Origin of the sequence: Roseateles sp. SL47 (genome assembly GCF_026625885.1) — a bacterium.
Lineage (GTDB): Bacteria > Pseudomonadota > Gammaproteobacteria > Burkholderiales > Burkholderiaceae_C > Roseateles.
Genome location: NZ_CP113068.1, coordinates 772361 through 786821 on the forward strand (window position 1 = coordinate 772361; position 14461 = coordinate 786821).

The 14461-nt window shown below is 67.8% G+C and carries 12 protein-coding genes; 3 read left to right on the plus strand and 9 right to left on the minus strand.

Translation table 11 applies throughout. From position 1 onward, the window contains the following. Window positions 1-2: 2 nt before the first annotated feature. Together OU995_RS03335 and OU995_RS03340 are read right to left on the minus strand one after the other, a co-directional pair. Complete coding sequence (locus OU995_RS03335) at window positions 3-506, minus strand: GNAT family N-acetyltransferase (RefSeq protein WP_267833961.1); 504 nt, start codon at window positions 504-506, stop codon at window positions 3-5. Further along, window positions 503-1714, minus strand: coding sequence for a PLP-dependent aminotransferase family protein (locus tag OU995_RS03340; protein ID WP_267833963.1), 1212 nt, complete (start codon window positions 1712-1714; stop codon window positions 503-505). The genes OU995_RS03335 and OU995_RS03340 overlap by 4 nt, the downstream gene beginning before the upstream one ends. Window positions 1715-1829: 115 nt before the next feature. On the opposite strand from OU995_RS03340, the gene OU995_RS03345 reads away from it, so the two are divergent. Both OU995_RS03345 and OU995_RS03350 read left to right on the plus strand, forming a co-directional pair. Then, the gene (locus OU995_RS03345; protein ID WP_267833964.1) at window positions 1830-3284 is read left to right on the plus strand and encodes a PLP-dependent aminotransferase family protein; all 1455 of its coding nucleotides are present in this window, start codon (window positions 1830-1832) and stop codon (window positions 3282-3284) included. 63 nt (window positions 3285-3347) lie between these two features. Beyond that, entirely contained in the window at window positions 3348-4133 is a 786-nt protein-coding gene (locus OU995_RS03350; protein ID WP_267833966.1) for a fumarylacetoacetate hydrolase family protein, read from the plus strand. A gap of 61 nt (window positions 4134-4194) precedes the next feature. On the opposite strand, the gene OU995_RS03355 is transcribed toward OU995_RS03350, so the two are convergent. Genes OU995_RS03355 through OU995_RS03365 form a run of 3 tightly spaced genes read right to left on the minus strand, consistent with a single transcriptional unit; the run spans window position 4195 to window position 7853 of the window. After that, entirely contained in the window at window positions 4195-6069 is a 1875-nt protein-coding gene (locus OU995_RS03355) for an ATP-binding cassette domain-containing protein (protein ID WP_267833969.1), read from the minus strand. A gap of 45 nt (window positions 6070-6114) precedes the next feature. Further along, window positions 6115-7128, minus strand: a complete 1014-nt coding sequence (locus tag OU995_RS03360; RefSeq protein WP_267833970.1) for a Bug family tripartite tricarboxylate transporter substrate binding protein — start codon at window positions 7126-7128, stop codon at window positions 6115-6117. Window positions 7129-7175: 47 nt separating this feature from the next. Next, entirely contained in the window at window positions 7176-7853 is a 678-nt protein-coding gene (locus tag OU995_RS03365) for a MarR family winged helix-turn-helix transcriptional regulator (protein WP_267833972.1), read from the minus strand. Between the two features lie 75 nt (window positions 7854-7928). On the opposite strand from OU995_RS03365, the gene OU995_RS03370 reads away from it, so the two are divergent. Beyond that, the gene (locus OU995_RS03370) at window positions 7929-9290 is read left to right on the plus strand and encodes a flavin-dependent oxidoreductase (RefSeq protein ID WP_267833973.1); all 1362 of its coding nucleotides are present in this window, start codon (window positions 7929-7931) and stop codon (window positions 9288-9290) included. Between the two features lie 42 nt (window positions 9291-9332). Here the strand turns inward: OU995_RS03370 and fghA are convergent, their stop codons facing one another. The 4 genes from fghA to OU995_RS03390 form a co-directional block, all read right to left on the minus strand. Continuing rightward, window positions 9333-10193 (minus strand): S-formylglutathione hydrolase, encoded by an 861-nt coding sequence (gene fghA, locus OU995_RS03375; protein ID WP_267833974.1) that lies wholly within the window; start codon window positions 10191-10193, stop codon window positions 9333-9335. Between the two features lie 19 nt (window positions 10194-10212). Further along, on the minus strand, window positions 10213-11202 hold the full coding sequence (gene gshB / locus OU995_RS03380) for a glutathione synthase (RefSeq protein WP_267833975.1): 990 nt from the start codon (window positions 11200-11202) through the stop codon (window positions 10213-10215). 17 nt (window positions 11203-11219) lie between these two features. After that, complete coding sequence (locus tag OU995_RS03385) at window positions 11220-12383, minus strand: benzoate/H(+) symporter BenE family transporter (RefSeq protein WP_267836163.1); 1164 nt, start codon at window positions 12381-12383, stop codon at window positions 11220-11222. Window positions 12384-12465: 82 nt separating this feature from the next. Beyond that, on the minus strand, window positions 12466-14334 hold the full coding sequence (locus OU995_RS03390; protein WP_267836164.1) for a potassium transporter Kup: 1869 nt from the start codon (window positions 14332-14334) through the stop codon (window positions 12466-12468). Window positions 14335-14461: the final 127 nt, after the last annotated feature.

Consider the following 14461-nt stretch of genomic DNA (forward strand, 5'->3'; position numbering starts at 1 on the left):
GTTCACCTCTGGGTTTGATAGAGCCCCGGCCGCACGATCTCCATGCCGCGCTCCGGTGCGGCCAAGGGCTGGAAGCCATGGCGAAGATACAGCGCATGCGCGTCGCGTGTGAACAGCGCAAACCTGCGCAGGCCCTGCAAAGCGCGGTGGGCCATCACCCGGCCGATGAGCCAGTCGCCCAGCCCCTGGCCCCGCCAGGACGGCAGCACAAACACGTCGCACAAATAAGCGAAGGTGGCCCGGTCCGAGATCACCCGTGCATAAGCGGCCACGCTGCCGTCCGGATGACGGGCAATCAGATTGAGCGAGCCTTCCATGGCACGGCGCATCAGGTCGAGCGGAATGCCTTCCGCCCAGTAGCTGCGGCTGATTTCGCCATGGACCGCGAGCAGGTCCTGCTCGGTCCAGGCCTCATCCAGCACCGGGGCAAAAGGCACGGTGAGCGGCTTCATGTTCACCGCGCCGGCCTGGCTCTGCGCGCTGACCGGCCGCGCCGCGTCGCTCAAGGCGTGGGCGCATCGGCCAGGGCCAATGCCTCGTGCAGCACCCGGGCCAGCTTCTCCACGCCTTCGCGGATCAGCGCGGGTGTGAGCGTGACGAAGGACAGACGCAGCGTGCGTGGGTCCGGCTGGTGGGCATAGAACGCCGCTCCCGGCACATACGCCACCCCGGCGTCCACCGCGCGCGGCAGCAGGGCCATGGCATCCAGCCCCTCGGGCAGGCGGATCCAGAAGAACATGCCCCCTTCGGGGCTGCGCCATTCGCAGCCTTCCGGCAGATGCTGGCGCAGCGCGTCGGCCATCGCGTCGCGATTGGCCTTGTAGAGCGCACGGATGCGGGGCACGTGGGTGTCCAGGAAGCCATCCTTGATGACCTCATGCACCACGCGCTGGTTGAAGCCCGGCGTGTGCAGGTCGGCGGCCTGCTTGGCCTGCAGCAGCTTGGGATAAAGCTCCGATGGCGCCACGATGTAGCCCAGACGGAAGCCCGGCGTCAGCACCTTGGAGAAGGAACCCAGATAGAGGCTGCCTTCCGGCCACAGGGCGCTCAGGGACTGGGGCGGCGGCTGGTCGAACCAGAGGTCGCCATAAGGGTTGTCTTCCACCACCGGCACACCGGCGCGGCGGGAGGCTTCCATCACCGCCTCGCGGCGGGCCTGGCTCATCACCCGGCCGGTGGGGTTTTGATAGTTGGGCAGCAAATAGCTGAAACGCGTGCCCGGCGCATCATGCGGCAGCGCCTCGATGGCCGAGGGCAGCGGGCCTTGTTCGTCACTGTCCAGGCTGGCGAACAGCGGCTCGTAGGGCGTGAACGCCTGCAGGGCGCCGAGGTAGGTGGGCGTTTCCACCGCCACCGGGGCACCAGCATCACACAGCAGCTTGCCCACCAGATCCAGGCCCTGCTGGGACCCGCTGGTGATCAGCACCTGGTCCGGTGTGGCGCGCAGGCCAAGTGCGCCCACCCGTTGGGCCACCCATTCGCGCAGCGGTGCATACCCTTCGCTGGCGGCGTATTGCAGGGCTTCCTTGGATTGATGGGTCAGCACCCGGTCACATGCAGCACGGATGGCTTCGACGGGGAAGGTGTCCGCAGAGGGCAGACCACCGGCCATGGACAACACGCCCGGCTTTTCAGTGACCTTGAGGATCTCACGGATGATGGACGGGTTCATGCGGGCGGCACGGCGGGCCTGCGTCCAGGGGCTGCGGTTCATGGAATGTCTCCGACGTCAAAGCTGGCGCCATGGGCGCCGCGAACACCAAGTCTAGTGGCCCGGACCAGCACAGAACCAATACACTTGTCCACATCAGTGCTTCATCTGTATTGGCATGGATACCAGCACAGCCTCACCGCCCGCCCTCCCGGCGCCGCCGGTCTTGTCCCGCAACGCCAGCGAACCGCTGGCCCAGCAACTGGCGCAGCGCTTTGCGGCCCGTATCCATCAGCGCTTGCTGCTGCCCGGGGCCCGGCTGCCGTCGGTGCGAGACTGTGCGCGGCACCACGGCGTGAGCCCGTACACGGTGGTGGCGGCCTACGACCAGTTGCTGGCGCAGGGCCTGCTGGAAGCGCGCAAGAAGCGTGGGTTTTTCGTTCGCGAAACCCGGCCACAGCCGGCGCGGCTGCCGTCGGCCAGTCCGGCGCCGTCCGGATCCCCCCTGCCCCAGCCGGTGGATGCGAGTGCGCTCATCCGCGGCATGTTCCAGGCGGACGCCCGGCGCTCGCCGGGGCTGGGCACCCTGCCGGCCGAATGGCTGGACCTGCCGCTGCTGCAAGCCACCTTGCGCCGCCTGGCCAGCCAGGCGGACGATGCGCTGCTCTCCGGCTATGGGGACCCGCTGGGAGACCTGCGCCTGCGTGAGGCACTCTCGCTGCGGCTGCTGGACCTGTCGGTGCAGGCCGCACCCTCGCAGATCATGAGCACGGTGGGCGCCACCCATGGGCTGGATCTGATCACCCGGGCCTTCCTCAAGCCCGGGGATGCGGTGCTGGTGGACGATCCGGGATGGGCCATCGAATATGCGCGGCTGTCGCAGGCCGGTATGCGCTTGCTGCCGGTGCCGCGTGGCGACCTGGGGCCGGACCTGGCGGTGATGCGACGGCTGGTGGCGGAGCATCGGCCCCGCATGTATGTGACCGTGTCGGTGCTGCACAACCCGACGGGCGCCACATTGAGCCTGTCCAGCGCCCATCAGATCCTGCGGATCGCGCATGAAGCCGATCTGCTGATCGTGGAAGACGACACCTACGCCTTTTTTGCCCCCAACCATGCGCCCCGGCTTGCGGCGCTGGATCAACTGCAGCGCACGCTGTATGTGTCCGGGTTCTCGAAGATGCTGTCGCCGTCCTGGCGGGTGGGCTTTGTGGCGGCCAGTCCGGACCGGATCGCACAGCTCACCGAACTGAAGCTGCTGGCCTCGCTCACCACCAGCCCGCTGATGGACCGGGCGGTGGCTCTGTGCCTGGAGCAAGGCCTGCTGCGGCGGCATGCCGAACGGGTCTCGGTCCGGCTGGAGACGGCCCGCCAGCGTTGCGCCCGGTTGGTGGAAGAAGCGGGGCTGCGCTTCACCGCACCGCCGGCCGGCCTGTTTGGCTGGGTGGACGTGGGCGTGGATACCGAGCGCCTGGCTCAGCCGATGATGGACCAGGGCTGGCTGATTGCGCCCGGCATTCTCTTCAGCCCGACCCGTCAACCGGGCACGCTGATGCGCATCAACTTCGCCACCTCGCAGGATGCGCGCTTCTGGCAGGCGCTTGTGGCCACGGTGGAACGGCTGAGGCGATAAGCGATAAGCGATCAGCGATATGGCGTCCCCTCGAATCGCTGCGCGTGCCCCTAAGATCGGCCCATGAACGCTGACGCTCCCTCACACGCCGCCGCCCTGGGCCAGGCCCTGGCAGACGCCTGGACCCGCAGCCAGGCCCTCAACGAGCGCGACTGGTCGCTGCCCGACGAAGCCGCTGCATATGCGGCACAGGAGGTTCTGGCCCGCACCCTGGACTGGACCGCACGTGGTCGCCCACAGTTCTGGAAATGCGGCGGCGGGTCTCGCACCGCGCCGCTGGGCCAGTCGCCGCTGGCCCCCCACGGTGTGCGCGAAGTGCGCGGGCTGCGCAACGGCGGCGATTTCAGCGACCTGCGTCTGTTCGGCGCCGAAGCGGAGATTGCACTGCGCCTGGGTCGGGATGTCACGCCAGAGATGGCGGCGGCACTGGCCCCCGGCGAGACCGGCGACCTCATCGATGCGATGTGTGTGGCGGTGGAATGGTTGAACTCGCGGTGGGCCGGCGCCATGAAGGCGGACCCGCTGCTGCGCTTGGCCGACGCACAGTCCCACGGCGCCCTGGCCCTGGGCCCGTGGCAGCGCTGGGACCCGACCCGCGACTGGCGCCAGCAACCCTGCGAGCTGCAGGTGGGTGATGCAGCCCCGCTGGCCGGCATCGGCGGGCACGGCCTGGACGACCCGGGCTGGACGGTGGCGCACTGGCTGAAGGTGGCCACCCGCGGCGGGCAGACGCTGTCGGCTGGCAGTGTGGTGACCACGGGGGCCTGGCGCGTCGCCCTGGATCTGCCGCCCGGCACCACGGTGACCGCGCGCTACGACGGCCTGGGCAGCCTCACCGTCCGCAACTGAACCCGCGCAGGCGGGAGGCTCCTTCGAGCGCCCGCCCTGCCCCTTCTCTGCCCGGCTCAGCTCACTTCGCTTCCAGCACTTCCCAGCGCTCCATCAGCGCCAGCAGCTCGTCATCAATCTCGGCCACCCGCTGGGTCACTTCGTTGATGCGGGCCGCGCCCTGCGCATACAGGTCGGTGCCATTGAGCAGCGCATGCAGATGGGCCTGCTCCGTTTCCAGCGCGGCAATGCGCCCAGGCAGTTCTTCCAGCTCGCGCTGCTCTTTGTAGCTGAGCTTGCGCTTGGTCGCGACCACCGGGGCCGGCGCGGGTGCCGGCGCGGGCACAGGTGCAGCGGTGGCCGGGGCCTGACGCGCACGCAGTTCGGCCGCGCGGCGGGACTGGGTCAGCCAATCCTCGATGCCGCCTTCGTATTCACGCCAGAAGCCATCGCCTTCGCTCACGATGGTGGAGGTCACCACGTTGTCCAGGAAGCGGCGGTCATGGCTCACCAGGAAGACGGTGCCGTCATAGTCGGCCAACAGCTCTTCCAGCAGCTCCAGGGTTTCGATGTCCAGGTCGTTGGTCGGTTCGTCCAGCACCAGCACGTTGGCGGGGCGGGCAAACAGGCGCGCCAGCAACAGCCGGTTGCGCTCGCCGCCGGACAGGCTGGACACGGGTGACTCGGCGCGTGCGGGCGAGAAGAGGAAGTCGCTGAGATAGCTCTTCACATGCTTGCGCTGCGAGCCGATCTCGATCCATTCGCTGCCCGGGCTGATGGTGTCGGCCAGGGTGGCCTGCAGGTTCAACGCATCCCGCATCTGGTCGAAATACGCCACCGTCAGCCGGCTGCCCATGCGCACCGTGCCGCCATCCGGGGCCAGTTCGCCCAGGATCATCTTCAGCAGCGTGGTCTTGCCGGCGCCGTTGGGGCCGACCAGGCCGATCTTGTCGCCGCGCAGGATGGTGGCGGAGAACTCGCGGACGATGTCCCGGTCTCCATAACGCTTGCTGACCTTTTCCAGCTCCGCCACGATCTTGCCGCTGGATTCGCCAGTGGCCACATCCAGCCGCACCTTGCCCTGCACGTCACGCCGGGCCTGACGGTCCTGGCGCATCTGCTGCAGCCGCTGCACACGGGCCACGCTGCGGGTCCGGCGGGCTTCCACGCCCTTGCGGATCCACACCTCTTCCTGCGCCAGCAGCTTGTCGAAGCGGGCGTTGACCAAGGCCTCGTTCTCCAGCTCATAGGCCTTGGCGGCCTGGAAGGCGGCGAAGTTGCCGGGGTAGCCGCGCAGTTGGCCACGGTCCAGCTCCACGATGCGGTTGGCGACGTTGTCCAGGAAGGCGCGGTCGTGGGTGATCAACAGCAACGAGCCTTTGAAGCTGGTCAGCAGCTCTTCCAGCCAGCGGATGGCGTCCAGATCCAGGTGGTTGGTGGGTTCGTCCAGCAGCAGCACATCCGGCTGGGCCACCAGTGCACGGGCCAGGGCCACCCGCTTCTTCAGCCCGCCGGACAGCTCCCCCACCCGACGCTGGGCGTCCAGGCCCAGGCGGTGGAGCGTTTCTTCCACCCGCTGTTCCCAGTTCCAGGCGCCGATCTGCTCGATGCGTTCCTGCACCCATCCCAGATCGTCGTTCTCATCATGGGCCTCATACCGGGCGCGCAGGCTCTTGGCCTCCGCCACGCCCTCGCTCACCACATCAAAGATGCTGGCTTCCGGCCGCAGCTCGGGTTCCTGCGGCACATAGACGCTGGTCAGGCCTTGCTGCAGTTGCAGCAGGCCGTCGTCCAGCTTCTCGATGCCGGCCAGGACCTTGAGCATCGAGGACTTGCCGGTGCCGTTGCGGCCAATGAGGCCGACGCGTTCGCCGGTTTCCAGCGCGAAGTTCGCCCCGTCCAGCAGAGGGACGTGGCCAAAGGCCAGGTGGGCATTGGTGAGGGAGAGGACAGCCATGGCGCGATTGTCCCTGATCGCGCCGCTCCCCCCGGCGCGCGGGCGTCAGTCGTCCGAAGAAAAGCCGGAGGCCTGCACGATGGGCCCCCAGGTGGCGCGCTCGGTGGCCAGCCGCCGTGCATAGTCCGCCGGCGCCATCGTCAGCGGTTCGAAGCCCAGCTTGGCCAGCCCCTCCACCACCTGTTTTTCGCGCAGCGCCACCCGCGCCAGGTCAAACACCTTGTCCACCACCGCAGCCGGTGTGCGGGGCGGCAGGAACAGGCCATAAGTCTCCACGCCGAGGATGCCGGCAAAGCCCTGCTCTCCGAAGGTGGGCACCTCCGGCACAAAGCGGGAGCGCTGCCGATCGGTCACGCCGAGGATGCGGATGCGGCCGCTGGCCAGGTGCGGCAGGAAGTCGCCCAGGATGAAGCAGCCGGAGGCGATCTGGCCGCCCATCAGGTCCTGCAGGCCGGGCGCAGCGCCCCGGTACGGCACATGGGTGAGCTTCATGCCGGCGGCACGCTGGAACTGGTCACCCAGGAAATGCGGCATGGCCCCGGCGGCCGGTGAGGCATAGGCGGCTTGCTCCGGACGGGCCTTGGCCCAGGTCACAAAGTCGCCCAGTGTCTTCACCGATGCGGGCACCATCGGCCCGACCCCGAAGCCGCAGGTGGCATTGGCAATCGGCGACACCGGAATCACATCACTCTCCGGCTTGTAGGCCAGCTTGCGGTAGACATGGGGGTAGATGGTGAACATCGACGACGGGCTCATCAGCAGAGTGCCGCCATCGGCCGGGGCATCCTTGAGCGCCACCACCGCCAGCCGGCCACCGGCACCGACCCGCTGTTCCACCAGCACCGTCTCGGACAGCCGGCCGCGCCAGGCCTCGGCCACGCGGCGCGCACTGACGTCCACCGAGCCGCCGGCCGGAAAACCGACCAGGATGCGCGGCATGGCTGTCTGCGCTCGCAATGTGCCGAAGGGGCCGCTGAGCCCCGCCAGTGCGGCACCGAGTGCCCCCAGCCATCGTCCAGCATGGTGACCGGCCTCTCGCCGGTTGAGAGAGTCCTTCATCGCCTTGTCTCCTGTCGTGCGCCTGTGACCGGCGCTGTGTTGGGAATCTATGTCGTGCGGGGCGGGCGAGGCGGGCGGCTACTTGGGCGCGTGGGGCGCGTGGGGCGCGTGCCGCTCCTGCCGCTCGTCGGGAGTCTGGCCTGACGGCTCAGGTCGGCCACCTCCGCCAATCGTTCCAGGGCCTGTTTGAGCGGGGCCCCTCCCTTGGCCAGCGCTGCCAGCAGCGCCTGGTCATGGGCCTGCACCTGACGCTCCAGCGTGGCCAGCATGCGTCGGCCCGGGCTGGTGATGTGCAGACCCCAGCGGCGGGCATCGGTGGGGTCGTCGCGGCGCTCCACCCATCCCCGCCCGGTCAGCCAGTCGGTCAGGCGCAAGGCGCCGCTGCGGTGCAGCCCCATGGCTTCGGCCAACACGCCCTGGCGCATGCCGGGGTTGCGGCCCACCAGCACCAGTGCGGCAAAACGCTGCGGGCTGACGTCGGCACCGGCGGTGGCGCGGTGGAAGTCCAGATAAAGGGCATTCTGGGCGCGGCGCAGCGCATAACCGAGCAGGTCGTCCAGCAGGCCGTAATCCAGCCCCGGCACCCGTACCAGGGGCGCTTCCGGGGCTTCGTGTACAGACGCGGAGGTTGGCGCGGGCGCTGGCGGATGTGCATGTGCGGGCGCCGGCGCAGAGGCCGGCCCCCGGGTGCGACCCGGGGAGCGCGGGCGAGCGGAGGAGTCCATGGGCTCAGCTTAGATACTGTTGCGTACTGCAACTATGTCGCTTACCCTGAGCCGCAAAGAACCACGGAGACAAACATGGACATCCTGATCGCTGGCGGCGGCATCGGTGGCCTGAGCGCGGCGCTGGCGCTGCAGCAGGACGGCCATCGGGTACGGGTCTGCGAATCCGCCGCAACGCTCAAGCCGCTCGGCGTCGGCATCAACCTGCTGCCGCATGCGGTGGGCGTGCTGGACAAGCTGGGGCTCATGCCCTTGCTGCAGTCCATGGCGGTGCCGACGTCGGCGCTGGTCTTTGCCAACCGTCACGGTCAGGCCTTGTACCGGGACGCGCGTGGCCTGGCCGGTGGCTACAGCCATCCCCAATTCAGCATCCATCGCGGCGAGTTCCAGATGGCCCTGTGGCGCACCGCCGAAGCCCGGCTCGGCGCGGACTGGCTGCACTGCGGGGAGCGCATCACCGGTGCGCGGCAGGACAAGGGCCAGGTGATTGCAGAGATCGAAAGCGCCGACGGCCAACGCAGCGAACGGCGGGCCGATCTGCTGATTGCCGCCGATGGCATCCACTCCGCCGTGCGCCGCCAGTTCCATCCCGACGAAGGCCCTCCCCGCTGGAACGGCATGATGATGTGGCGCGGTACCACGCTGGCGGCCCCGTTCCTGGACGGACGCACCATGGTGCAGGCGGGCCATCGCCGGGCCAAGTTCGTGGTGTACCCCATTGCGGCACCGCGTCCGGACGGGTTGCAGCTCATCAACTGGATCTGTGATCGCCGTCTGCGCGAAGACGGCCTGGGCGGCGGGCTGACCGCCCCGGGCCGGGAGGACTGGAGCAAGCCGGGCCGGGTGGAAGATCTGCTGCCCACCTTTGGCAGCTGGCGCTTCGACTGGCTGGACGTGCCGGGCGTGATCCAGGGCGCTCAGCAGTTGCTGGAATGGCCGATGGTGGACCGCGATCCCCTTCCGCGCTGGCGGCAGGGCCGCATCACGCTGCTGGGCGATGCCGCGCATCCGATGTATCCCATCGGCTCGAATGGCGCGACCCAGGCCATCATGGATGCCCAGGCGATTGCGCGGGCGCTGCGGGCGCAAGGGCTGCACGAAACGCGGGGCGGCGACAACAGCAACGGCACCGGCATCACCCCCGCCAGCAGAAGCGATCTCGATGCCCGCCTTGAAACCGCCCTCGCCGCCTATGAAGACGAGCGTCGTCCCCTGTGTGCCCGCATCGTCGAGATGAACCGCCAGGAAGGTCTGGACTACATCCTGGACATGGTCGAGGAACGCGCGCCGGACGGCTTCGAGCGTCTGGAGGACGTGATCGACCCCGTCGAGGTGGACGCCTTTGTGCGCCGCTACAAGGCGGCGGCCGGGCATCAGCAGCATCAGCAGCAGACTCGGGAGGGCCTGGCGGCGGACGGCCCCCGGCGGGCCTCCTGAAGCCATGACCCTCCGGAGGCACGACAGCCCCCCGGGCCGGCGTCAGCGCCCCTGCAGCCCCATCTCCCGCGCGTGGTGCGTGAGATGGTCGTCAATCACCGTGGCGATGAAGTAGTAGCCATGGTCGTAGCCGTCATGCCGGCGCAGGAACAGGTCCTGACCGACCATGGCGCAGGCGGATTCCAGCGCTTCGGGATACAGCTGCTCCACCAGGAACTTGTCCGCCAGCCCCTGGTCCACCAGCACGCCGCCGGGATAAGGGGCGCTGGCCTGACGGGCCATCAGCGCGCTGGCGTCGTGGGCCGGCCAGGCATCGCGGTCGGCGCCCAGATACCCGGTGAAGGCCTTCACCCCCCAGGGGCAGCGGCTGGGCGCGGCAATCGGTGCAATCGCTGACAGGGACACAAACGCGCCGGGGTGACGCAGCGCCAGTGTCAGTGCGCCATGGCCGCCCATGGAATGGCCGCTGATCCCCGTGTGGGCAGCGTCCAGCCCCAGCTCGGCCTGCACCTGCGGAATCAGCTCCTTCATCAGGTAGCTCTCCATGCGGAAGTGCTGGGCCCACGGGGCCTGTGTCGCATCCAGATAAAAACCGGCGCCCACACCGAAGTCCCAGGCGTCGGTGGCCCCCGGCAAGGCGGTCACCGCATCACCGCGCGGGCTGGTGTCCGGCATCAGCAGGGCCAGGCCGAGTTCCGCCGCGCGCCGCTGGGCCCCGGCCTTCATGGTGAAGGTTTCTTCGGTGCAGGTCAGCCCCGCCAGAAACACCAGCAGGCCTTTGGCTCCGCTCGGTGGCACAAACAGCGCGTAGCGCATCGGCAGGCCGATCTCCCGCGACAGGTGGCGATGAAACCGCTGCACGCCGCCGAAGGCGCCATGCTCGCTCAACAGTTCTGCATTCATGGGAGAGATTCCGTTGGGTTCACACGCGGGCGGCCGCTGCCACGCCACGCTCCAGGGCATCCAGGAAGGTGGCGCCCACATCAAAACCGGTCTGCTCCATGATTTCCTGGAAGCAGGTGGGGCTGGTGACGTTGATCTCGGTCATCTTGTCCCCGATCACATCCAGGCCCACCAGCAGCAGGCCGCGCTGGGCCAGCACCGGCGCCAGGGCTTCGGCAATGCGGCGGTCACTGTCGCTCAGCGGCTGGGCCACGCCTTTGCCGCCTGCGGCCAGGTTGCCGCGGACTTCGCTGCCCTGCGGAATGCGGGCCAGGCAATACGGCACCGGCTGGCCACCAATCAGCAGAATGCGCTTGTCGCCCTGCGCGATCTCCGGCACAAAACGCTGCACCATCACCGTCTGGGCGCCGTGCTTGTTGAGCGTCTCGATAATGCTGCCCAGGTTCAAGCCATCGGCCTTCACGCGATAGATGCCCATGCCGCCCATGCCGTCCAGCGGCTTGAGGATGATGTCCTGATGCTCGGCATGAAAGGCGCGGATGGCCGCATCCGAACGGGTCACCAGCGTGGGCGAGATGAACTGGGGGAACTCCAGAATCGCCAGCTTTTCGGGATGGTCCCGCAGGGCCGAAGGTTGGTTGAAGACCTGGGCGCCTTCCCGCTCGGCCTGTTCCAGCAAATGGGTGGCGTAGAAGAATTCCGAGTCGAAAGGCGGGTCCTTGCGCATCAGCACTGCCTCCACATCGGCCAGCGCCAGGGGGCGCTCCTCCGCGATGGCATGCCAGACGTCCAGCCGGGTACCGGCCTGGCTGCTGATGGCCTCGGGCGTGAGCGCCAGACGGCGCGCCCGCTGCGCGGTAACCCGGCCGCCGCTGACCCACAGCAGGTCCGGCACTTCGCAGGCCCAGACCTCATGGCCGCGGCGCGCGGCCTCGCGCATCATGGCGAAGGTCGAGTCCTTGTAGGTGTTGAAGGTCGACAGCGGATCGGCGACAAACAGAATCTTCATGGGGAGTTCCGGAAAAATCAGCGTTGCCTGAAGTGTTGCACCATCAGAGAGACCGCACCGGCCACTACCCCCCAGAACGCCGACCCGATGCCCAGCAGGCTGAGCCCGGAGAGGGTGACGAGGAAGGTGAGCATGGCTGCATCGCGATGCTTCTCTTCCTTCAGCGCGGCGGAGAGCCCGCCCGCGATGGTGCCCAGCAGGGCCAGCCCGGCCACCGCACTCACCAGCTCGCGTGGGAAGGCCTGCAGCAGGCCGACCACCGCCCCACCGGCCAGGCCGATGAGGATGTAGAACACGCCGGCCATCACCGACGCCATATAACGCCGCGCCGGGTCTTCATGGGCCTCCCGGCCCATGCAGATGGCCGCAGTGATGGCCGCGAGGTTGAAGGCATAGCCGCCAAACGGCGCGAAAACCATGGTTGCCACACCGGTGGCAGCCACGCTGGCCGACACCGGCGTCTGGTAGCCGGAGGCCCGTTGGGCCGCCACACCAGGCAGGTTCTGCGAGGCCATGGTCACCAGGAACAGCGGCAATGCCACCCCGATCAGCGTGGTCACCGTGAAACGGGGCGTCGTCCAGACCGGCACGGCCCAGTCCCACACCACGGCCTGGAGGTGCAGGCGGCCCTGCAGAGCGGCCACCACCACGCCCGCCAGCAGCACCGTGGGGGTGGCATAACGCGGCCACCAGCGCCGCCCGATCAGATAGGCCACGGCCATGGCCACCACCAGCAGCGGCGCTGTGCGGGTGGCCAACACGGCATCCAGGCCGAAGCGGGCCAGCACGCCGGCCAGCAGCGCAGAAGCAATGGCGATGGGAATGCGGTCCATGATGCGCTCGAACCACCGGGTGGCGCCGGCCACGGTGATCAGCACGCCGCAGACGATGAAAGCGCCGATGGCTTCGTCCATCTTCACGCCGGACGTGGCCGCCAGCAGCGCCGCGCCGGGGGTGGACCAGGCGGTGAGCACCGGCTGGCGGGTCCAGAGTGACAGGCCCAGGCTGGTCAGCCCCATGCCCAGGCCCAGGGCCCAGATCCAGGAGCTGGTCTGGGCCGCCGTGGCCCCCAGTTGCTGGGTGGCCTGGAAGATGATCGCCACCGAACTGGTGAAGCCCACCAGCACGGCTACAAAACCGGCCACGGTGGCGGAGAGGGACAGGTCTTTCAAGGCACGCATCATGGTGCCCCAAGCATAACCAGGGTGGTGGGCCCGGCGCCGAAGCGCCGTGCGAGTTCAAGTGCTTGTGCGAGCCGCGCCGTCAGATTTCGACCTTGGACCCCAACTCGACGATCCGGTTGGTGGGCAGGTGGAGGAAGTCCGCCGCTGCCGCCGCGTTGCGGTGCATGCTGGCAAACAGCTTCTCGCGCCACAGAGCCATGCCGGAGCCGATGGTCGGGATGACGATGTCCCGCGACAGGAAGTAGCTCGTTTCCATCTCGTCCAGATGGACACCACGCTCCTCCAGCAGGCGCAGCGCTTCCGGCACGTCCGGTTCATTCTTGAAACCGAAGTGCAGCGTCACCTGCCAGCAGTCGTTCTCCAGGCTTTCAACCTCCACACGCTTCTCGAAGCCGATCCACGGCACCTCGTGATGGCGCACGCTCACAAACAGGTTTTGCTCGTGCAGCACCTTGTTGTGCTTGAGGTTGTGCAGCAACGCATTCGGCGTGGTGCCCTGCTCGGCCGACAGGAACACCGCCGTGCCCACCACGCGGGTCGGTGGGTTGATGAACACGGCTTCCAGGAAGCTCTTGAGGTCGATGGCGTCTTCACGCAATTTGTCCGACAGCAGACGACGCCCCTGCTTCCAGGTGAGCATCAGCGTGAACATGCCCACGCCAATCAGCAGCGGGAACCACCCCCCATGGGCCACCTTGAGCAGGTTGGAGGCCAGGAAGGTGGCATCGATGACAAAGAACACGCCGGTGGCGCTGATGCACAGCGCCAGCGGATAACCCCAGCCATAACGGATGACAAAGAAGGTCATCACCGTGGTGATGGTCATGTCGATGGTCACCGCCACGCCATAGGCCCCGGCCAGCTTGCTGGACGAGCCGAAGAAAGCCACCGCCACCACCACAAACGCAAACAGACCCCAGTTCACGAAGGGCACGTAGATCTGACCGATGTCCCGCACCGAGGTGTGCAGGATGCGCATGCGCGGCAGCAGGCCCAGTTGCACGGCCTGCTTGGTCACCGAGAAGGCGGCAGTGATCAGCGCCTGGGAGGCCACGATGGCCGCCAGCGTGGCCAGCGCAAACAGCGGAATCTCGGCCCAGGAGGGCGCAATCAGATAGAACGGGTTCTTGATGGCTTCCGGCCGGTCCAGCAGCAGCGCGCCCTGGCCGAAATAGTTCAGCACCAGGGCCGGCATGACAAAGCCATACCAGGCGATGCGGATCGGTCTCTTGCCGAAATGGCCCAGGTCGGCATACAGCGCTTCGCCACCGGTCACCACCAGCACCACCGCGCCCAGGGCCACAAATGCCACCCATCCATAGTGCAGGCAGAACTCCAGCGCATACAGCGGATTGATGGCCGTCAGCACATGCGGGTTGCTGTAGATCTGCGGAATGCCCAGGGCCGCCAGTGCGGTGAACCAGACCAGCATCACCGGGCCGAAGGCCTTGCCGACGCCGCTGGTGCCAAAGCGCTGCACCGAGAACAAGCCCGCCAGCACCACCAGGGTGACGGGCACGATGGCGTTGTCGTACTCAGGGAAATAGACGTCGATGCCTTCCACCGCACCCAGCACGGTCATGGCCGGGGTGATGACCGCGTCTCCGAAGAAGATGGCAGTGCCGAACAGCCCCACCAGCATCAGGCCGCGTCGCAGATTGGGCTTCTCCCGCACGGCGGTGGTGGCCAACGCCAGCATGGCAATCAGACCGCCCTCGCCGTTGTTGTCGGCGCGCAGGATCAGCAGCACATACTTCAGGGACACGACGATGGTCATCGTCCAGAAGAGCAGCGACAGGACGCCCAGGATGTTGTCGTGCGTCAGGGGCACGTGGCCGCCGTGGAACACTTCCTTCAGGGCATACAGCGGGCTGGTGCCGATGTCCCCGTACACAACCCCCAAAGCGCCGATGGTCAGGCCTGCCAGGGCGGATGGCGAGCGGGCCACTTGGTGTGAACTCACAAAGTCGCTCGCGACCGTTTTCAAGGGTCGCGAAAAGTCGAAAGTGCGTATTGTGTGCTTCTATTTGTGCAGCGCAACACCCCCACTGACTTGACAAGCCACAGCCCCCTCC